This window comes from Actinomadura rayongensis (assembly GCF_009831215.1).
Taxonomy (GTDB): domain Bacteria; phylum Actinomycetota; class Actinomycetes; order Streptosporangiales; family Streptosporangiaceae; genus Spirillospora; species Spirillospora rayongensis.
The window spans coordinates 25,692-44,431 of the sequence record NZ_WUTW01000012.1; the positions used below are offsets into that span (position 1 = coordinate 25,692).

General features: G+C 74.2%; 14 protein-coding genes and 1 pseudogene. 8 read left to right on the forward strand and 7 right to left on the reverse strand.

Features of this window, described 5'->3' with window-relative positions:
- Position 1: 1 nt before the first annotated feature.
- The 4 genes from GQ466_RS30075 to GQ466_RS30090 are packed head-to-tail and all read right to left on the reverse strand — an operon-like array spanning position 2 to position 4,999.
- Positions 2-1,570, reverse strand: coding sequence for a dipeptide ABC transporter ATP-binding protein (locus GQ466_RS30075; RefSeq protein WP_161106468.1), 1,569 nt, complete (start codon positions 1,568-1,570; stop codon positions 2-4).
- Positions 1,567-2,412 carry an ABC transporter permease gene (locus tag GQ466_RS30080; protein WP_161106469.1) on the reverse strand — a complete coding sequence of 282 codons (846 nt, stop codon included), beginning with the start codon at positions 2,410-2,412 and terminating at the stop codon, positions 1,567-1,569. The genes GQ466_RS30075 and GQ466_RS30080 overlap by 4 nt, the downstream gene beginning before the upstream one ends.
- A complete protein-coding gene (locus GQ466_RS30085; protein WP_337193681.1) occupies positions 2,409-3,347 on the reverse strand; it encodes an ABC transporter permease in 939 nt (312 codons plus the stop codon). Before GQ466_RS30085 ends, GQ466_RS30080 begins: the two co-directional genes overlap by 4 nt.
- A complete protein-coding gene (locus GQ466_RS30090) occupies positions 3,344-4,999 on the reverse strand; it encodes an ABC transporter substrate-binding protein (protein WP_161106470.1) in 1,656 nt (551 codons plus the stop codon). The genes GQ466_RS30085 and GQ466_RS30090 overlap by 4 nt, the downstream gene beginning before the upstream one ends.
- 191 nt (positions 5,000-5,190) lie before the next feature.
- Here GQ466_RS30090 and GQ466_RS30095 point away from each other — a divergent pair, with 191 nt between their 5' ends.
- Positions 5,191-7,938: a helix-turn-helix transcriptional regulator gene (locus GQ466_RS30095; RefSeq protein WP_161106471.1), complete on the forward strand. Its 2,748-nt coding sequence runs from the start codon at positions 5,191-5,193 to the stop codon at positions 7,936-7,938.
- On the opposite strand, the gene GQ466_RS30100 is transcribed toward GQ466_RS30095, so the two are convergent.
- From GQ466_RS30100 to GQ466_RS30110, 3 genes and pseudogenes are all read right to left on the reverse strand, one after another.
- A complete protein-coding gene (locus tag GQ466_RS30100; RefSeq protein WP_161106472.1) occupies positions 7,935-8,906 on the reverse strand; it encodes a hypothetical protein in 972 nt (323 codons plus the stop codon). The two genes, GQ466_RS30095 and GQ466_RS30100, sit on opposite strands and share 4 nt — an antisense overlap.
- 179 nt (positions 8,907-9,085) lie before the next feature.
- Positions 9,086-9,658: pseudogene (locus GQ466_RS30105) on the reverse strand (TIGR04222 domain-containing membrane protein); the annotation flags it as partial.
- A gap of 24 nt (positions 9,659-9,682) precedes the next feature.
- Positions 9,683-10,504, reverse strand: coding sequence for an SGNH/GDSL hydrolase family protein (locus GQ466_RS30110; RefSeq protein ID WP_161106474.1), 822 nt, complete (start codon positions 10,502-10,504; stop codon positions 9,683-9,685).
- A gap of 192 nt (positions 10,505-10,696) precedes the next feature.
- Here GQ466_RS30110 and GQ466_RS33025 point away from each other — a divergent pair, with 192 nt between their 5' ends.
- From GQ466_RS33025 to GQ466_RS30145, 7 genes are read left to right on the forward strand one after another with little or no spacing between them, the layout of a single operon-like run.
- Positions 10,697-12,157: a family 43 glycosylhydrolase gene (locus GQ466_RS33025; RefSeq protein ID WP_161106475.1), complete on the forward strand. Its 1,461-nt coding sequence runs from the start codon at positions 10,697-10,699 to the stop codon at positions 12,155-12,157.
- A complete protein-coding gene (locus GQ466_RS30120) occupies positions 12,154-13,488 on the forward strand; it encodes an ABC transporter substrate-binding protein (RefSeq protein ID WP_161106476.1) in 1,335 nt (444 codons plus the stop codon). The genes GQ466_RS33025 and GQ466_RS30120 overlap by 4 nt, the downstream gene beginning before the upstream one ends.
- Before the next feature lie 8 nt (positions 13,489-13,496).
- Positions 13,497-14,378 (forward strand): carbohydrate ABC transporter permease, encoded by an 882-nt coding sequence (locus GQ466_RS30125; protein WP_161106477.1) that lies wholly within the window; start codon positions 13,497-13,499, stop codon positions 14,376-14,378.
- Positions 14,375-15,280: a carbohydrate ABC transporter permease gene (locus tag GQ466_RS30130; protein WP_161106478.1), complete on the forward strand. Its 906-nt coding sequence runs from the start codon at positions 14,375-14,377 to the stop codon at positions 15,278-15,280. The genes GQ466_RS30125 and GQ466_RS30130 overlap by 4 nt, the downstream gene beginning before the upstream one ends.
- Positions 15,277-16,335, forward strand: a complete 1,059-nt coding sequence (locus tag GQ466_RS30135; RefSeq protein ID WP_161106479.1) for a LacI family DNA-binding transcriptional regulator — start codon at positions 15,277-15,279, stop codon at positions 16,333-16,335. Before GQ466_RS30130 ends, GQ466_RS30135 begins: the two co-directional genes overlap by 4 nt.
- Positions 16,332-17,783: a GH32 C-terminal domain-containing protein gene (locus GQ466_RS32115; RefSeq protein WP_161106480.1), complete on the forward strand. Its 1,452-nt coding sequence runs from the start codon at positions 16,332-16,334 to the stop codon at positions 17,781-17,783. Before GQ466_RS30135 ends, GQ466_RS32115 begins: the two co-directional genes overlap by 4 nt.
- Entirely contained in the window at positions 17,768-18,673 is a 906-nt protein-coding gene (locus GQ466_RS30145) for a carbohydrate kinase family protein (protein ID WP_161106481.1), read from the forward strand. Before GQ466_RS32115 ends, GQ466_RS30145 begins: the two co-directional genes overlap by 16 nt.
- Positions 18,674-18,740 lie beyond the last annotated feature (67 nt).

The following is an 18,740-nucleotide window of genomic DNA, read 5'->3' on the forward strand; positions in this document are numbered from 1 at the left end:
CTTAGTGCGCCGGTTCGGCGCTGGGCAGCGTCGGGACGGCGGCCAGCAGTTCCCGCGTGTAGTCCGCGCGGGGCTCGGTGAGGACCCGGCGGGCGTCGCCGGCCTCGACGACCCGGCCGTCCTTGAGGACGAGCACCCGGTCGCTGACCCGGCGGATCACGCCGAGGTGGTGGGAGATGAACAGGTAGGCGACGCCGAGGTCGTCCTGCAGCCCGGCGAGCAGGTCCAGCACCTGCGCCTGCACCGACACGTCGAGCGCGGAGACCGGCTCGTCGCACACGAGCACGCGCGGTCCCGGGGCGAGCGCGCGGGCGATGGCGACGCGCTGGCGCTGCCCGCCCGACAGCCGCAGCGGCCGGCGGTCCAGGACGGACGCGTCGAGCCCGACGCGTTCGAGCAGTTCGACGGCCCGGTCGCGGCGGGCGCGGCGGGGCGCGCCGCCGACCTCCAGCGCCTCGTCCAGGACGCGGCGGACGGTGAAGCGGGGGTCGAACGAGCCGAGCGGGTCCTGGTAGACGACCTGGACGTGCCGCCGCAGCTCCCGGCGCTCCTTGGCGGTGAGCCCGTGCCAGGGACGGCCGTCCACGGCGGCCTCGCCCGCGTCGGGGTCGAGCAGGCCGAGGACGAGCCGGGCCGTCGTGGTCTTGCCCGACCCGGACTCGCCGACGATGCCGAGCGTCTCCCCCGCGCGCAGCTCGAACGACACGTCGTCCACGGCGCGGCGGTCCTTGAAGTCCTTGACCAGGCCGCGCGCCGCGAGGACGACCTCGCCCGGCGGCCGGGCGGGGGCCGGTTTCGGGGTGCTCGGGACGGCGTCCAGCAGCGTCCGCGTGTAGGCGTGGGCGGGGGCGGTGAGGACGTCGCGCACCGGCCCCTCCTCGACGACGCGTCCGTCCTTCATCACGAGGACGCGGTCGGCCAGCTCGGCGACGACGGCGAGGTCGTGGCTGATGAGCAGCAGCGCCGTCCCGGCCGCGCGGCGCTCGGCGAGCAGCCGCAGGATCTGCGCCTGCACGGTGACGTCGAGCGCGGTGGTCGGCTCGTCGGCGATGAGCAGCGCGGGGTCGCAGGCCAGCGCGGACGCGATGAGCGCCCGCTGCCGCAGCCCGCCCGACAGCTCGTGCGGGCGCTGCCGGGCGCGGCGCTCGGGCTCGGGGACGCCCGCCGCGCGCAGCAGCTCCACGACGCGGGCCGTCCGCTCGGCGCGCGTCAGGCTCCGGTGCAGGGTCAGGGCCTCGGCGATCTCGTGGCCGACCGGGCGCAGCGGGTCCAGCGAGACCAGCGCGTCCTGGAGGACGTAGCCGATCTTCGTGCCGCGCACCGCGCGCCAGCGCCGCTCGGTGAACCCGGTCGCGTCGGCGCCGTCGATGCGCAGCGTGGCCGCGCGGACGTCGGCGCCGTCGCCGGTGAGGCCGAGCAGCGTGCGGGCCGTGACGCTCTTGCCCGACCCCGACTCGCCGACGAGCGCGACGCACTCGCCGGGCCCGATGGTGAACGACACGTCCCGGACGGCCCGGACGTCGCCGAACGCGACCTCCAGCCCGGCGACCTCGACCAGTGGCCCGCTCACGCGGATCTCCCCTCGCTCCGGAGCTGGAGCCGCCGTCCGGCGACCGTGACGGACAGGACGGTCAGCGTGATCGCGAGGCCCGGGAAGACGGCCGTCCACCACGCGACCGAGAAGTAGTCGCGGCCCGCCGAGAGCATCGCGCCCCACTCCGGCGCGGGCGGGCGCGGCCCGAGGCCGAGGAAGCTCAGCGACGACGCGGCGACGATCGCGAGCCCGACCTCCATCGTGGCCAGCACGAACAGCGGCGCGAACGCGTTCGGCAGCAGGTGCCGGGAAATGACGCGCGCCCGGGTCAGGCCGAGGGACGTCGCCGCCTCCACGAACCCCGACCGCCGGATGACCATCGCCTGGACGCGCACGAGCCGCGCGTAGCTCGGCGCGGTGTAGAGCGCGATGGCGTAGATCGAGTTGAGCGTGCCGGGACCGGTGATCGTCAGGACGAGCAGCGCGAGCAGCAGCGTCGGCAGCGACAGGACGACGTCCATGAACCGCATGACGACCTCGTCGGCGACCCGGCCGCCGAGCGCGGCGAGCAGCCCGAGCAGCGACCCGGCCGCGACGCCGAGCCCGGTCGCGCCGAGCCCGGCCAGCAGCGACGGCCGCGCGCCGTAGACGACGCGGGTGAGGACGTCGCGGCCGTTGGCGTCGGTCCCGAACGGGTGCGCGGCGCTCGGGCCGGTGAGCGCGTCGAGCGCGTTGGCGTCGCCCGGGCCGCCGTGGACGAGCAGGCCCGGCGCGACGGCGGCGAGCGCGATGAGCGCGAGGAACAGCGCGGCGCCCCACACGCCCGGCCGGAACCTGCGGCCGGTCCGCGCGGGCGCCGCGACGGCGAGGACCGTCATCGCGCGGCCCCCCGCAGGCGCGGGTCGATGACGAGGTACAGCACGTCGAGCGCGCTGCTGACCACGACGTAGACCAGGGCGGTGAACAGCACGACGCCCATCACGATCGGCAGGTCCTTGCCGCCGACGGCCGTGAGCAGGAGCTGCCCGAGGCCGGGCCGGGAGAAGATCTGCTCGACCGGGACGAGCGCGCCGAGCATCAGCCCGAACAGCCAGCCCGCGAACGTCACGGCCGGGAGGGCGGCGTGCCGGAGGGCGTGCCGCGTGCGGACGCCCGCGTCCGACATGCCCCGGGCGCGGGCGGTCAGCACGAACGGTTCCTCCAGGACGCGTTCCAGCCCCTCCCGCGTGACCTGGGTGAGCAGCGCCGTCACCGGGATCGCGACCGCGACGGCGGGCAGGACGAGCCCGCCGAACCCGGTGGCGCCCGCCGCCGGGAACCAGCCGAGCCGGAACGAGAACACCGTCAGCAGCAGGATCGCCGCCCAGAACGTCGGGATCGAGACGCCGACCAGCTCGATCCCCGACGACAGCGCGCGGACCCAGCGGCGGCGCCGCGCGGTGAACAGCGCGAGCGGCGTCGAGACCAGCAGCGCGAGGCCGATCGCGACCAGCGTGAGCTGGAGCGACGGCGCGAGCTGCGAGCCGAGCGCCGACGCCACCGACTCGTGGAGCTGGTACGAACGCCCGAGGTCGCCGTGCAGGATCCGGCCGAGATAGGCGAGGTACTGCCGCCACAGCGGCCGGTCCAACCCGTAGTCGGCGATGATCTGCGCCCGGACCTGCGGCGTCACGGTGTTGGAGCCGATCAGCGCGTCGACGACGCTGCCGGGCGTGAGGTGCAGGGCGACGAACGCCGCCGTCACCGCGCCCCACAGCACCAGCAGCGACGTCCCGAGCCGGACGAGCACCGTCCGGACGACCCGGCGGCTCACTTCCCGGTCACCCAGGCGTCGTAGAACGTCGGGTAGGCCTGCGGCTCCCAGGCGATGCCGTGGGCGCGCTTGTTGGCGCCGAGCAGGTAGTCGAAGACGTAGACGGGGAAGACCGCGCCGTCCGCCAGCACCTTCTGCTGCACCTTCGCGTACAGCGCGGACCGCTGCGCGAGGTCGGTGGTGGCGAGGGCGGCGTTCAGCCAGCCGTCCACCTCCGGGTTCTTGTAGCGGGCCGAGTTCTGGCCGAAGCTGCGCGGGGTCGAGATGCTGGCGGACGCGAACAGGTTGCGCAGCGCGTCGCCGTCCGCGCGCTGCCAGCTGAAGTCGGCGAGGTCGTAGTCGCCCTTGACCTGGCGGGCGATCAGCTCGGTGATCGTCCCGTCCGCGAACCGGATCTCGATGCCGAGCTTCTTCGCCTCGGCCTGCACCTGGACGGCGAGGACGTCGCGCTGCTCGCGCGCGAACGCCTTGGCGAAGGACCAGCGGACGACGAGGCGCTTGCCGTCCTTGGTGCGGTAGCCCTGCGCGTCGCGGCCCGTCCAGCCAGCCGCGTCCAGGAGCCGCGCGGCCTGCGCCGGGTCGTACTTGCCGAGGTTCTCGGTCGAGGCGTCGTAGCCGACGGTGTTCGGGGCGATCGGGCTGGACGCCGGCGAGAACGTTCCGAAGTAGAGCTTCCGCACGATCGTGCGGAAGTCGATGCCCGCGCGGAACGCCTGCCGGACGCGGACGTCGGTGAAGACCCCGGACGCGGTGTTCGGGTAGTAGTTGTAGTTCCCGCCCGGCGCCTCGCGCGTCAGGATCGTCAGCTTCGGGTTGGCCTTGACCTGCTTGACGTTGGCGGGCGGGACGCTGGCGATGCCGTCCACCTGGCCGCTGGTGAGCGCGCCGAGCCGCACCGAGTCCTCGGTGAGGATCTTGATCTGGAGCTTGTCCAGGTACGCCGGGCCGGTGTGGGCCGCGCCCTCGGGACCCCAGTTGTAGTCCGGGTTGCGGTGGTAGGTGATGCTCTGGTGCGGGGTGAACGCGTCGATGACGAACGGCCCGGTGCCGACGACGTGCCGCGCCAGGTAGTCGGGCCCCTTCTTCAGCGACGCGGGCGACTCGATGCCGAAGTAGGCGGTGGCGAGCGCGGCGAGGAACGGCGAGTGCGGACGCGAGAAGTTCACGCGCACGGTGTGGTCGTCCACGACGGTCGTGCCGGTGTAGGGCGTGATGAACCCGGCCGCGAGCTGCGACTTCGTCTTCGGGTCGACGATGTGGTCGAGGTTGGCCTTCACGGCGGCGGCGTCGAACGGGGTGCCGTCGGTGAACTTCACGCCGGTGCGCAGGGTGAACGTGTAAGTCTTCTGGTCGGCGGAGATCTTCCACGCGGTCGCGAGCCAGGGGTGGACGCCGCCCTTGGCGTCCAGCGCGACGAGCGAGTCCAGCGCGGGCCGGGTGAACAGGCCGGTGATGTCCTGCGGGCTGGCGTGCGGGTCGAGGTTGATCGGCTCGGTGTTGACGGCGTAGACGAGCGTCCCGCCGCGCACCGGGGCGCCCGAACCGGTGCCGCCCGAAGCGTCGGTGCCGCCACATCCGGCCAGCCCGAGGACGGCGGCGAGGGCGGCGGTGGCGGCGAGGGCCGGGCCTGCCGGACGGCGTGCGCGAAGCATGGGCGTGACCTCTCCATCGAGTATTACCTACCTAAATAGTAGGAAAAATCGGGAAGATCGTCAACGCTCTGCGGAGCGCATCGCAACCCGCCGGCCGCTGTGGCGCACCTCTCAGAACCACCACGAACCGGTCGATCCCCACCGTCGGTAGCCTGTCCGCGTCCCGTCCGCCGCCGGCACCGGAGGCCCGCATGAGCCTCCCCCGCCCGCCGGACGGCGACCCCGCGCTCGTCGGCCGGACGGCGGACCTGGATCTCCTGCGCGCGTTCCTCTCCGGCGCCGCCGCCGACGGCCGCGCGCTGGTCCTGTCGGGCGAGGCCGGGGTCGGCAAGACGGCGCTGCTGGACCGGGCCGCCGCGCTGGCGGACGCGGCGGGCGCCACCGTGCTGCGCGCTTCCGGCGTCGAGTTCGAGACCGACCTCGGGTTCGCGGGCCTGAACCAGCTCCTCCTGCCGCTCGCCGGGCTGCGCGGCGGGCTGCCCGCCGCGCACCGGGACGCGCTGAACGTCGCCCTCGGCCTGGACGCCGGGGACCCGCCCGAGCGGCTGCTCGTCCTCACCGCCGCGCTGCGGCTGCTGCGGGACGCCGCCGCGACCGGACCCCTCCTCGTCGTCGTGGACGACGTGCAGTGGCTGGACCGGCCGAGCGCCGCCGCGCTGGGCTTCGTCGCGCGACGGCTCGTCGGCGCCCGCGTCGGGGTGTTGGCCGCCGCGCGGACGGAGGCCGGCGGCTTTTTCGACGCGAGCGGGCTGCCCCGGCACGAGGTGGCGCCGCTGGACGAGCCGTCCGCGGCCGGGCTGCTGCGGGCGCGGTTCCCCCGGCTCTCCTCCGGCGCGCGGCGCCGCGTCCTCGGCGCCGCGCGCGGCAACCCGCTGGCGCTGCTGGAGCTGCCCGCCGCGCTGGACGACCGGCCGGGCGCGCCGCCGGGCGTCCTCCCGCTGACCGGACGGCTCCAAGCGGTCTTCGCGGCGCGGCTCGCCGACCTCGGCCCCGCGACCCGCGCGCTGCTGCTGCTCGCCGCGCTCGACGGCGGCGGGGACCCCGGCGTGCTCCAGCGGGCCGCGGGCGCCGCCGACCTCGCCGACCTCGGGCCGGCCGAGCGCGCCCGGCTCGTCCGGGTGGACGGCGACGGTCGCCTGCGGTTCCGCCACCCGCTGATCGGGTCGGCGGTGGTGGCGGCGGCGACGCTGGCGGAGCGGCGCGCGGCGCACGGCCGGCTGGCCGCCGCGCTGGCCGGCGATCCCGAGCGCGGCGCCCGGCACGCGGCCGAGGCCGCGGCGGGACCGGACGAGGGCATCGCCGGGCGGCTGGAGCGGGCCGCGCTCCCCGCGCTGCGCCGGGGCGACGCGGGCGGCGCGGTCGCCGCGCTGGTCCGCGCGGCCGAGCTGAGCCCGGGCGTCGGCGACCGCGCCCGGCGCCTCACCAGCGCCGCCTACGTCGGCGCGAACCTCGGCGGACGGCTGCGCGAGGCCGCCGGGCTGCTGTCGGACGCGCGCCGGGCCGATCCCGCGGTGGCGGCGTCCCTGCGCGCGACGGTCGCGGCGGCGTTCCTGCTCCTGAACGGGGACGGCGAGATCCAGCTCGCCCACCGCCTGCTCGCCGGCGCGATCGAGACGTCCGCGCACGACCGCGCGGACCTGTTCGAGGCGCTGCACATGCTGCTGCTCGTCTGCGTCTACGGCGGCCGGCCCGAGCTGTGGCCCGCGTTCGAGGACGCGCTGAAGACCGCCCCGCGCCCGCTTCCGCCCGCGCTGGAGCTGTGCGGCGCGCTGTTCGCCGATCCCGTCGCCGCGACGCCCGCGTCCCTGCGGCGGCTCGACGCGGCCATCGCCGGCCTGCGGGAGCAGACCGACCCCGAGCACATCATCCGGGTCGGCTTGGCCGGAGTCTTCATCGACCGGGTCTCCGCGTGCCGCGACGCGCTCGCCCGCGTCGTGGACCTCGGCCGGGCGGGGAGCGCGCCCACTCCGTCCATCAACGCGCTCGTCGCGCTCGCGCTGGAGGCGTTCCACGACGGCCGGTGGGAGCGGTCGCGGGCGCTCGCCGACGAGGCGCTCGGCGTGTGCGAGGAGCACGGCTACCACCTGCTCGCCTGGTCCGCCCGCTACCAGCTCGCCCTGCTGGCGGCCGTCCGGGGCGACGACGCGGCGGCGACCGCCCTGACCGAGCGGATCCGGGCGTGGACCGCGCCGCGCCGGATCCTGTCCGCCGACCACTACTGCGCGCACGTCCACGCGCTGGCCGCCCTCGGCCGGGGCGACGTCGAGGACGCCTACCGGCACGCCGCCTCCGTCGCCCCGCCCGGCCGGCTGCCCGCGCGCACGCCGCAGGCGCTGTGGGTGTGCTTCGACCTGGTCGAGGCCGCCGTCCGGACGGGCCGGGACGCCGCGGCGCGGGCGCACGCCGCCGCCCTGGACGCCGCCGGGGTCGCGGCGCTGTCGCCGCGGCTGGCCCTGCTCGCGGGCGGCGCGTCCGCGATGACCGCGCCCGAGGACGCGTTCGGCGCGCTGTTCGAGCGGGTGCTCGCCGGGCCGGGCGCCGAGCGGTGGCCGTTCGACCACGCCCGCGTTCGCCTGGCCTACGGCGAGCGGCTGCGCCGGGCCGCCGCCGCGCGCCCCCGCCCGGCCCGCGACCAGCTCGCCGAGGCGCTCGACGTCTTCGAACGCCTCGGCGCGCGGCCCTGGGCCGACCGCGCGCGCCGCGAGCTGGGCGCGTCGGGCCGGGCCCGCGCGGTCGGCGGGCTCACCGCGCGGGAGGAGGAGGTCGCGGCGCTGGCCGCCGCCGGGCTGACCAACCGGCAGATCGGGGAGAAGCTGTTCCTGAGCCCCCGCACCGTCGGCGCCCACCTCTACCGGATCTTCCCCAAGCTCGGCGTCGCGACCCGCGCCGCGCTGCGCGACGCCCTGGCCGCCCGGTCCGAGCCGGGCCCGGGGTCCTAGTTGCTGACCCGCCACTGGCTGTTGGGGTAGACGAGCTGACGCGTCAGCGCCGGGCTGTCGCAGCCGCCGTCGTCGCCGGGCACCGCGGGCTGGACGGAGTTGGACGTGGTCGCCGAGACGGTCGGCGCCGCGCCGACGCTCGTCGCGTAGGAGAGGGCCGAGGTCTCCCAGACCGCGCCGCGCGTGTCGTCGCAGAAGGCGCCCTGATGCGTCCCCGAGTCGTAGTCGGTGTAGACCTCCCACATGTCCCAGCCGCCGACCTCCGCGGGGAACGGCGTGGTGCCCGAACTGCTGAAGAAGGTGTCCCACGACGAGGTCGTGAAGTTCCAGAGATAGGACGTCCAGGTCTTGGACGCGGCGTTGGTCAGCAGCGTCTGGACCGCGTAGACGGGGTGGCCCGCTGACAGGGCGGTGTAGGTGGAGGTGAACGCGCTGTCCACGGTGACGCCGACGCTCCAGCCGGGGCTGGACCTGCACCAGTCCCACGCCGACACCGAGTCGCGACCGCCGAGATAGGTGGTCACCATCTCGATGCAGCTCCGGTTGGAGGGCAGCAGCGTCGGTGCGTAGATGCTGTCCGGGTGCCCGGTGGGCAGGACGATCGAGGGGTTGACGCTATGGAGCGCCGCCGCGCCGTACACCTCGACGGTCGGGAAGACGCCCCAGTCCATGTGCCAGGAGCCGGTCCACGGCGTCTCCGCCGCGCTCACCGTCTTCCCGCCGCGCTGCGCGGATTTGAAGCGCGGCTTCTTCAGCTCGAGGAATTGCCGGGCCGAGGAGGCGGGCATCTTCCCGGTGGTCAGGCCCGCCACCTTCTTGTGGCTGAAGGTGGTGCCGAACTTGAAGGCGCCGAGCGTGCGCGGCCGGGGCTTCGGGGCGGCGTGCGCGGTGGTGCCGAGGCCGGCGGCCAGCAGGACCGCCGTCGCCGCCGCCGCGAGCGTCCGTCCGGTCTTCGTCAGGTGATGCACCGTGATCCCTCTCGATCGCGTGCCGGGCGGACCGCGCCGAGGTGGCGGCGCGGCCCGCGGGGCCGGCCGCGGCCGGTCCCGCCCTCATCGAAGCGTCCGGCCGCGGCGGCGGCATCGGTCGAACGACTGCCCCGTCCGGCCGCGCGTCGTGTCAGTCATCCGACCGATGACGCGGCCGGTCAGTACGTGTCGCCGCCCGCCGTGCCGCCGTAGTCGAGGGATCGGTCGGGCGCGCTGTACTCGCCGCAGTGCTCGCCGCCGCGCTCGCGCTTGGGCAGCAGGGAACTCGCCGGGGGCGGGTCGGGGGTGGTGAACGTGCGGCGGAGCTTGTCGTCGGCGATGGCGTCCGGGCCGAGGACGGCCACGCGGAGCCCGGCGGGCGGCTCCTCGGTGAGTGCTCGGCGCAGGCGGCGGCCCTTCGCGGTCAGGGTCGGCAGGCCGGGGACGCGGTGGCGGGCGATGAGGCCGTCCGCGCGCAGCGCGTCCCGCACGGCCGCGACGGCGGGCGATCCGGCGACGTCGCGTACCGCCGCGCCGAGCACCCGGCCCGCGTCCGGGACGGCGTCCAGGACGGCGGCCTCCACCGGGCCGTCGGGCTCGCGGACCAGCACGGACACGCGGTGGCGGCCGGGCGTGATCCGGATTCGTCCGGCGGCGGCGAGCGCGACCAGCGCGGCGACCGCGACGCGCTCGGGGCCGCCGCAGAGATAGGCCGCCTCATGGAGGCCGATGTCGTCCATGAAAGTTGGACGTTCGCCTCGGCCGCGCGGTTTCCCTCAGGAAAGGACGTGTTCGAACGTGTCCGCGATCCGCTGATATCCGGGCGGCGTCGCGTGACCGTCGCCGTCGGTGCATTGATAGGTCCAGGTGCAGATGCGCGCGACGTTCAGCGGAATCGTTCCGTACGGGGCGACGGTCGCCTTCGTCGTGAAGTCGTGGGTGGAGAAAGCGGCGTTGACGTCGGCGACCTTGTAGCCGTTCAGGAGATAGACGGCCTGTTCCCACGTGTTGAAGATGTCCACGACCGGGACCGACGCGACGGCGACGGCCTGGCCCGCGCCACCCGTCACCCACGCGGCCAGGCCCGGGTCGTAGTAGGTCATCGCCGCGTAGGCCGGGCCGTCGCCGCCCGCCGCGCGCAGCCGGGACGCGATCTGCGGCAGTTCGGCGACGAGCGCCGCCATGCCCGTGAGACCGCACGCGATGTCGCCGTCCAGCATGCAGCCGGTGTTGTTCGCGCCGATGTTCAGGGTGACGTACCGGACGGCGCCCGCGTGCTTTTTCAGGAACGCTTCGGCGGCGCCGACTTGGGAGCCTTCGGGATAGGTGCAGATTCCGCCCTTGAGCATCGTCGTGGTCGTCTCGCCGCCGCAGCCGAGTTTCACGAGCTTCAGGTCCGGATGCTTTTTCCGGAGCGCGGCGTAGAGGTCGTCGGTATATCCCTCGTCGGTCGGCCCTTTGCCCGGCTGGGCGCCCACCGACAAGGAATCGCCGACCGCGAGGTAGTACTCCGGGGCCGCCGCCAGGGCGGGGACGCCGCCGGCCGCGACGGCGAGCAGCGCGGCGAGGACGGACGCGGCGAGTCGGACCGGACGCATGCGCGCTCCACGGGGGTTCGGAGGTCTCGGGGGCCAGCAATCTAACAGACAAAAGCGTCTGTTAAACAGGCCCACTCGACACGCTCACGAACGGGAACCGAGTCCGGACAAAGCGTGTGATCAAACGCTTGACCTAACGTGACCCAGTTCATATGATCCCGTTCAAACGTTTTACCAGAGAGGCCCCAGGCAGTGACGCGTTCGGTGTTCTTCCAGCCCGCCGACGGCTGGGTGGGAGATGTCATCCCCTACGAGCAGGACGGGGAGTTCCGGCTCTACTACCTCCACGAGCGGCGCACGACGCCGCGTCCGGGGACGTCCTGGCACCTCGTGACGACGCGCGACCTCGTCGCCTACACCGACCTCGGCCCGGCGCTGGAGCACGGCACGGCCGACGACGCCGACTTCAACGCCTACACCGGCAGCATCGTCCGCGACGACGACGGCGTGCACCACGTCTTCTACACCGGGCAGAACCCGGCGCGGCTCGGCGCCGACGGCCGGCCCGTCCAGGTCGTCATGCACGCGACCAGCACCGACGGCATGCGCACCTGGACCAAGCACCCCGAGCACACCTTCGGCGCCCCCGACGGCTACGAGACCGGCGACTGGCGCGACCCGTTCGTGTTCCGGGACGAGCGCTCCGGCCAGTGGCAGATGCTCGTCGCGGCCCGCCATCGGAACGGTCCACAGCGGCGGCGCGGCGTCATCGCGCGGTGCGTGTCGGACGACCTGGCGACCTGGACCCCCGACAAGCCGTTCTGGGACCCGCGCCGCTACATCACCCACGAGTGCCCCGAGGTGTTCGCGTGGGGCGACTGGTGGTACCTGGTGTACTCGGAGTTCTCCGAGTCGTTCACCACCCGCTACCGGATGGCGCGCGGCCCGGACGGCCCGTGGATCGTTCCCGAGCACGACACGCTGGACGGCCGCGCGTTCTACGCCGCCAAGTCCGCCGCGCGCGACGGCCGCCGCCTGTTCTTCGGCTGGATCGCCAGCAAGGAGGGCCGGACGGACTCTGGCGCGTGGCAGTGGGCGGGCACGCTGTCGGTCCTGGAGGCGCTACAGAACCCCGACGGCACCCTCGCCTTCACGCTCCCCGCCGAACTGCTCGCGAGCTTCGGCGCCGACGTCGCCTTCGACATCGCGGCGCCCGCCGCGCTGGAGGCCCCGGACGGGTACGACGTCCTGGTCTCGCGCGACGACCTGCCGTCCCGATGCCACGTGTCCGTCCGGCTGCTGATCGAGGACGGCACCACCGAGTGCGGCCTGCTGCTGCGGTCGAGCGCGGACGGAGACACGTCGTACGTCCTCCGGCTGGAGCCGAAGCGCGGGCGCATGGTGTTCGACCGGTGGCCGCGCACGGCGCCCGGACGCGAGCAGTGGCAGATCGCCGGGGACGTCCCGTTCGCGATCGAGCTGGAGCGCCCGGCCGACCTCGCGCCCGGCGAGCACACCCTCGACGTCGTCCTGGACGGCAACCTCTGCGTGGCGGTCCTCGACCGCCGCACCGTCCTCAGCACACGCATCTACGACCGTCCGCACGGCCGCCTCGGCGTCTTCGCCGGGGAGGGCGCGGCGACGGTCCGCGCCGTCCGCGTGCGGCGGCGCGCCGAGCACGGCCAGACCCCCGGTTCAAGGGAGAACCCATGAAGAAGATGCTCACCGCGGCGGTGGCCGCGATCACCGCCGCCGCGCTCGCCGGATGCGGCGGCGGGGGCGGCGGCGACGCCGCGAACGTGAACCCGGCCGGGAAGGTCGAGCCGCGGCGGATCTCCTGGCTGCTGTCGCGCCCCGCGAACGGCACGGTGATCACGGTGATGCGGCAACTCGCGGACGAGTACGCGAAATCCCACCCCGGGTTCTCGCTCAACCTCATCACCACGCCCGACCGTCCGTCCTTCATCCAGAAGTACGAGACGCTCGCGGCGGCGAACAAACTGCCGGACCTGTTCGACACCGACGCCACGCCGTTCGCGCAGAAGCTCGCGCGGCAGGGCCGGATGCTGGACGCCGGGAAACTGCTCACGAGCCTCGGCCTCTACACCAGCTACCGCAAGAGCGCGCTGGACTATCAGCGGTTCGACGACGGCTCGCTCTACACCATTCCGTTCGAGTACCAGATGGAGTTCTTCTGGTACAACAAGGCGCTGTTCAAGCGCGCGGGCGTGAAGGTCCCGGCGTCGCTGGACGACATGCCGGCGACCTGCGCGGCGCTGCGCAGGGCGGGCGTCACGCCGATCGCGCTGGACGGCCAGGACCAATGGCCGCTGGAGCGGTACGTCGCCTACCAGCCGTTCCGCGTGGCGGGCCCCGGCTACCTCGGGAAGCTGAAGCGCAACGACGCCAAGTTCGGCGACCCCGCCGGGCAGAAGGCGGCGAACTGGCTGGGCGCGCTCGGCGCGGCGAAGTGCTTCCCCGACGGTTTCTCCGCGAAGGGCTACACCGACGCGCAGAACCTGTTCACCTCGGGCGGCGCGGCCATGTACAACATCGGCACCTGGGAGCTGTCGAGCCTCGCGACGACGAAGCTGAACCCGGCCGTCCGCGCGGACGTGGACTACTTCACGCTGCCGACCGTCCCGAATTCGGTCACGGCGCCGAACGAGTTCGTCACCAGTTCCGGAATCGGCATGGCCGTGAACGCTAAGACGTTCGACCCGCTGGTCCGCGACTTCCTCAAGTTCGCGCTGGCGAAATACCCGGCGGCGTACGCGGCGACGGGCGCGCTGTCCCCCACGGCGAACGTGAAGACGACGATTCCGTCCGACGCCACCCCGCTCTACCGGCGCGCCGTCGACCAGGCGAACAGCGTCGGCACCAAGCTCGCCATGCCGTGGGACACCCAGCTCGACCCGACGACGAACACGCGGCTCCAGCAGGAGCTGGTGCTGCTCGTCCAGGGCGACATCAAGCCCGGCGACTTCACCCGCACGATGGACGCCGCCCTCGCGCAGAACGCGCCCAAGTTCTTCACGAAGTGAGGCAGGGGATGCTCCCGCACCGGTCGCGGCTGGCGGTGCTCGTCTTCCTGACGCCGCCGCTGCTGCTCTACGGCGTCGCCGTGCTGCTGCCGATCGTCCAGTCCCTCGTCCTCAGCTTCTTCTCCTGGGACGGGCTGAGCGACATGGAGTTCGTCGGCCTCGCGAACTACACGCGGATGCTCACCGGCGACGCGGTCTTCTGGCGGGCGTTCGGCAACGCGCTCGGCTATCTGGCGATCTGCCTCGTCCTCCAGGTGGGCGGCGCGCTGGTCGTGGCGAGCCTGCTCGCCTCGCTGCGGCGCGGACGCGAGGTGATCAAGACGCTGTACCTGCTGCCCGCGGTGATCTCGACGGTCGCGATCGCGTTCCTGTTCCAGCGGATCTACTCGATCGACCCGGCCGGGCTCCTCAACCAGGCGCTCGCGGCCGTCGGGCTCGGCGGGTGGCAGCGGCCGTGGCTGTCGGACGTCCACACCGTCCTCGCGGCGGTGTCGGCGCCGGAGGGCTGGCGGTTCGTCGGCCTCTACACGATCATCATCTACGCGGCGCTGCTCGCGGTGCCGCGCGAGCTGGAGGAGGCGGCGCGGCTGGACGGCGCGTCGTCCTGGCAGGTGTTCGCCCACATCCGCTTCCCGTACATCCGGCCGGTCTTCGCGACGACGACGATCATGGCCGCGACCTACGCGCTGCGCGGGTTCGACATCCCGTACCTGCTGACCAACGGCGGTCCGGGCCAGTCCTCGGAGCTGATCACGACGTACATGTACAAGACCGCGTTCACCAGCACCGACTACGGCTACGCGAGCACGATCTCGGTGTTCATCGTGGTCGAGTGCCTGGTGGCGGTCGGGCTGATCCTGCTGGTCCTGCGGCGGAAGGCGCACCGATGACGACCTACGCGCCCGCGAAGGCGCCCGCGCGGGCCGGCGGACGGCCGCACAAGCCCCGCCGCCCGTCCCGGCGGCCCCCGAGCCCGGCGCGGCTGGCGTCGCGCGTGCTCGTCGGCGCGCTGGTGGTGGTGCAGGTGTACCCGCTGGTGTGGCTGTTCCTGACGAGCCTGCGCACCGAGCGGGACTTCGCGGGCGGCAACCCGTTCGCGCTGCCGACGTCCCTCACGTTCGACAATTACGCGCGGGCGTTCGGCCACGGGCACCTGGGCCGCAACATCCTCAACAGTCTGATCGTCACGATGGGCGCGAACGTGCTCATCGTGCTGTGCGGGATGATGGGCGCCTATGCGCTGCAGGTGCTCGGCTTCCGGTTCAGCCGGGTCGTGCGCGCGCTGTTCCTCGTCGGGATCGTGGTGCCGGTGCAGATCGCGCTCGTCCCGCTGTTCGTGGACTACACGCGCGTCGGCCTGCTGGACACCTACCCGTCCATGATCCTGCCGCTGGCCGGGTTCGCGCTGCCGATGTCGGTCTACCTGTTCTCGTCGTTCTTCGAGTACATCCCGCGCGAGGTGTACGAGGCGGCGTCGCTGGACGGCGCGGGCCCGTACCGGATCTTCGCGCGGATCACGCTGCCGATGTCGGTGAACACGGTCGTGACGGTCGTCATGGTGAACAGCATCTTCATCTGGAACGACTTCATCTTCGCCAACACGTTCGTGCTGTCGGAGGACCTGAAGACGATCCCGCTGGGCCTGCAGAACTACATCGGCGCGATGGGGAAGACCGACTGGACGGCCACGTTCGCGGCCGTCTGCGTCACCGTCACGCCGCTGCTGCTGATCTTCCTCGTCCTCAACAGGGCCATGATCTACGGACTGGAGAGAGGAGCGTCCAAGGGATGACGGAACCGAACCCCCCGGCCCCGCGCGCCCGGCGGCGGCCGGTGACGATGCGGGAGGTCGCGTCCGCCGCCGGAGTCTCGGTCGCCACCGTTTCGCTGGTCATCAACGACAAGAAGACCGCCCGCATCGGGGAGGCGACGCGGCAGCGCGTGTGGGCGGCGATCCGCGACCTCGGCTACCGGCCGAACGCGATGGCGAAGAACCTCGTGCAGGGCGACTCCCGGTTCATCGGGCTGGTCGCCGACGCGATCGCGACGACGCCGTTCGCGGGGCAGATCATCCACGGCGCGCAGGACGAGGCGTGGAAGCACGGGTACGTCCTGCTCGTGGCCAACACCGAGGGCAACGACGACGCGGAGGCCGAGGCCATCGCGATGATGCTGGAGCACAAGGTGCGCGGCATCGTCTACTCGACGTGGTACCACCGGCCGATCGAGGTGCCGGGGTCGCTGGCCGAGACCGACTTCGTGCTCGTCAACTGCTTCGCCGACGCGCCGGGCGTCCGCGCGGTCGTGCCCGACGAGGTGTCCGGCGGACGGGCGGCGGCCGAACTGCTGCTGGCGCGCGGCCACCGGCGGATCGCGTTCGTCAACACGACGACGCCGTCGCCCGCCCGGGAGGGGCGGCTGCGCGGGCACCGGGAGGCGCTCGCCGCCGCCGGGATCGCGTTCGATCCGGCGCTCGTGCTGGACGCGCGGCCGGACCAGGCGGGCGGGTACGCGGTCACCGGGGACGTCCTCGCGCGCGACGTGACGGCCGTCTGCTGCCACAACGACCGGGTCGCGATGGGCCTGTACGACGGGCTGCGCGACCGGGGGCTGCGGGTCCCCGGCGACGTCGCGGTCGTCGGGTTCGACAACCAGGAGGTCATCGCGGCGCACCTGCGGCCCGCGCTGTCGACCGTCGCGCTCCCCCACTATGACCTCGGCGCGGTGGGGCTGCGCGTGCTGCTCGGCCTGGACGACCCGGGCGACGGGCGGGTCGCGCTGGCCTGCCCGCCGGTGGAGCGGGACTCGGTCGCCGCGCCGTCCGCCGCCCGTCCGGCCGCGGGGTGAGCGTGCATTTCCCGGCCGTCCATCCGCGTCCGCCCGCGCACTGGATCAACGACCCGAACGGGCTGGTGTTCCACGACGGGCACTACCACGTCTTCTTCCAGTACAACCCGGCCAGTACGCGGCACGAGAACGTCCACTGGGGGCATTACCGCAGCCGGGACCTGGTGCGGTGGGAGCGGCTGCCGGTCGCGCTGGCGCCGTCGGACGAGGACTCCGGCGGCGTCTGGTCCGGGAACGCGGTGTCCGACGGCGGACGACTCGTCGCGTTCTACTCCGCGCGGCGCGAGGACCGCTGGTGGCAGCCCGTCGCGTCCGCCGTGTCGCGCGACGGCGGGCTGACGTTCGCCAAGGACCCGGGCCTGCGGGTCGCCGAGCCACCGCCGAACGCGGTGATGTTCCGCGACCCGTACGTGTGGCGGGACGGCGACCGGTGGCGGATGCTGGTCGGCGCCGCCCTGCGCGACGGGCGCGGCGCCGCGCTGCACTACCTGTCGGACGATCTGGAGACCTGGAAGTACACCGGCCCGTTCCTGGCGCGCGCCCCCGAGCCCCTGCCCGGCGGCACGACCGAGCGCGGGTGGGAGTGCGTGCAGTACGCCGACTTCGGCGACGGGCGCGGCGCGCTGCTGCTCAGCGCGTGGGACCCGGACGAGGGCGCCCGCCGCACCGCCGTCTACACCGGCGCCGACCACGGGGAGAGCTTCGCGGCGGGCGCGCCGGCCCGGCTCGACCACGGCCCCGACTTCTACGCGCCCGCCCTGCTGCGCGCCCCGGACGGCCGGTGGCTGCTGTGGGCGTGGTCGTGGGAGGCCCGGGACGCCGTCCGTCCCGGCGCGCCGAGCACGTGGACGGACGAGGCCGGATGGGCCGGGCTCCTCACGCTCCCCCGCGAAGTGACGCCGGACGGGCACGGCTGCGTCGTCCAAAGACCCGCGCGGGAGATCGCCGCGCTGCGCGGCGCGGCCGTCGTGACCGCGCGCGGCCGGGCGGCGGCGTGCGTCCCGCGCGACCTCGGCGCCGTCGGCCGGTGCCTGGACGTGACGGCGCGCCTGCACCGCTCGCCGGACGGGCGGGCCGCGGCGGGCCTGCGGCTGCTGACGTCGTCCGACGGCGACGAATACCTGGACGTCGGGCTGGACCCGGCGACGGGCGAGCTGGTGGCCGACCGCTCACGGGCGTCCCGCGAGCCGCGGGCGCAGGGCGGGTCCTGGCGCATCCCGCGCCCGGTCGCGCCCGGCGCGGCGGCCGACGTGCGGATCATCGTCGACCACTCGATCGCCGAGATCTTCCTCGGCACCGGCGAGGCGCTGACGCTGCGCTTCTACCCGGTCGGGGACGGGCCGTGGCGGTTGCGGGCGCGCGCGGCGGGCGCGGGGTCCGCCGCGTTCGACGTCCGGGCGTGGCCGCTGCGCCCGGCGGAAACGGAGGACGCATGCGGACCGTCGTGATCGGCGAGTCCCTCGTGGACCTGGTGTGGCGCGCGGGCGCGGCGACGATCCGCCCGCTGCCCGGCGGGAGCCCGGCGAACGTGGCGATCGGGCTGCGCCGGCTCGGCCGTCCGGTCACGCTCGTCACCTGCTGGAGCGACGACCCGCCGGGCGCGCTGGTCGGCGAGCGGCTGGCCGCCGCCGGCATCGACGTGGCGCGCGTGCCGGGCGCGTCCGGGCGGACCACGGTCGCGCTGGCGTACGTGGACGACGCGACCGGCGCCGCGACCTACGAGTTCCTGGCCGTCTGGGACCCGGTGCGGATCCCGGTCGCCGACGACGCCGTCCTGCTGCACACCGGCTCCCTCGCCGCCGTCGTGCAGCCGGGCGCGGCGCGGGTGCTGGCGGCGTGCCGCGAGGTCCACGGGCGGCCGGGACGCGCGGTGGCGGTGGACCTCAACGTCAGGCCCGCCGTCCTGCCCGACCGCGCCGCCTACCGGGCGGCGGTGGAGCGCATCGCGCGCGTCGCCGACGTCGTCAAGGCCAGCGACGAGGACCTGGCCTGGCTGTGGCCGGGCCTCGGCCCGTCGGACGCGGCCCGCGCGCTGCTCGCCCGCGGCCCGCGCCTGGTGGTGCTGACGCGCGGCGCGGACGGCGCGACCGGGTTCCTGCCGGACGCCGAGGTGTCGGTCCCGGCGCCGCGCGTGCGGGTGGCCGACACGATCGGCGCGGGCGACGCGTTCCAGTCCGCGCTGCTGGACGGCCTGTGGACCGGCGACGAAGTCCGCGTCCCGGCGGCGCCCGACGAGCTGGAAACGGTCCTGCGGCAGGCCGTCCGGGCGGGCGCGCTCGCCACGACCCGTCCCGGCGCGGACCCGCCCACCCGCGCCGAACTCGACGCCGCCGGCTGACCACATGCGGACCCGACAGCCCGGTTGACTCCGGTCGGAACGCTGTCAGCATGGACGGCGTTGCCCG

Coding starts and splice junctions, on each gene's coding strand:
- GQ466_RS30080 (WP_161106469.1), bottom strand. CDS start 2,412: ATGACGGTCCTCGCCGTCGCGGCGCCCGCGCGGACCGGCCGCAGGTTC.
- GQ466_RS30120 (WP_161106476.1), top strand. CDS start 12,154: ATGAAGAAGATGCTCACCGCGGCGGTGGCCGCGATCACCGCCGCCGCG.
- GQ466_RS30135 (WP_161106479.1), top strand. CDS start 15,277: ATGACGGAACCGAACCCCCCGGCCCCGCGCGCCCGGCGGCGGCCGGTG.
- GQ466_RS30125 (WP_161106477.1), top strand. CDS start 13,497: ATGCTCCCGCACCGGTCGCGGCTGGCGGTGCTCGTCTTCCTGACGCCG.
- GQ466_RS30090 (WP_161106470.1), bottom strand. CDS start 4,999: ATGCTTCGCGCACGCCGTCCGGCAGGCCCGGCCCTCGCCGCCACCGCC.
- GQ466_RS30095 (WP_161106471.1), top strand. CDS start 5,191: ATGAGCCTCCCCCGCCCGCCGGACGGCGACCCCGCGCTCGTCGGCCGG.
- GQ466_RS30145 (WP_161106481.1), top strand. CDS start 17,768: ATGCGGACCGTCGTGATCGGCGAGTCCCTCGTGGACCTGGTGTGGCGC.
- GQ466_RS30130 (WP_161106478.1), top strand. CDS start 14,375: ATGACGACCTACGCGCCCGCGAAGGCGCCCGCGCGGGCCGGCGGACGG.
- GQ466_RS30110 (WP_161106474.1), bottom strand. CDS start 10,504: ATGCGTCCGGTCCGACTCGCCGCGTCCGTCCTCGCCGCGCTGCTCGCC.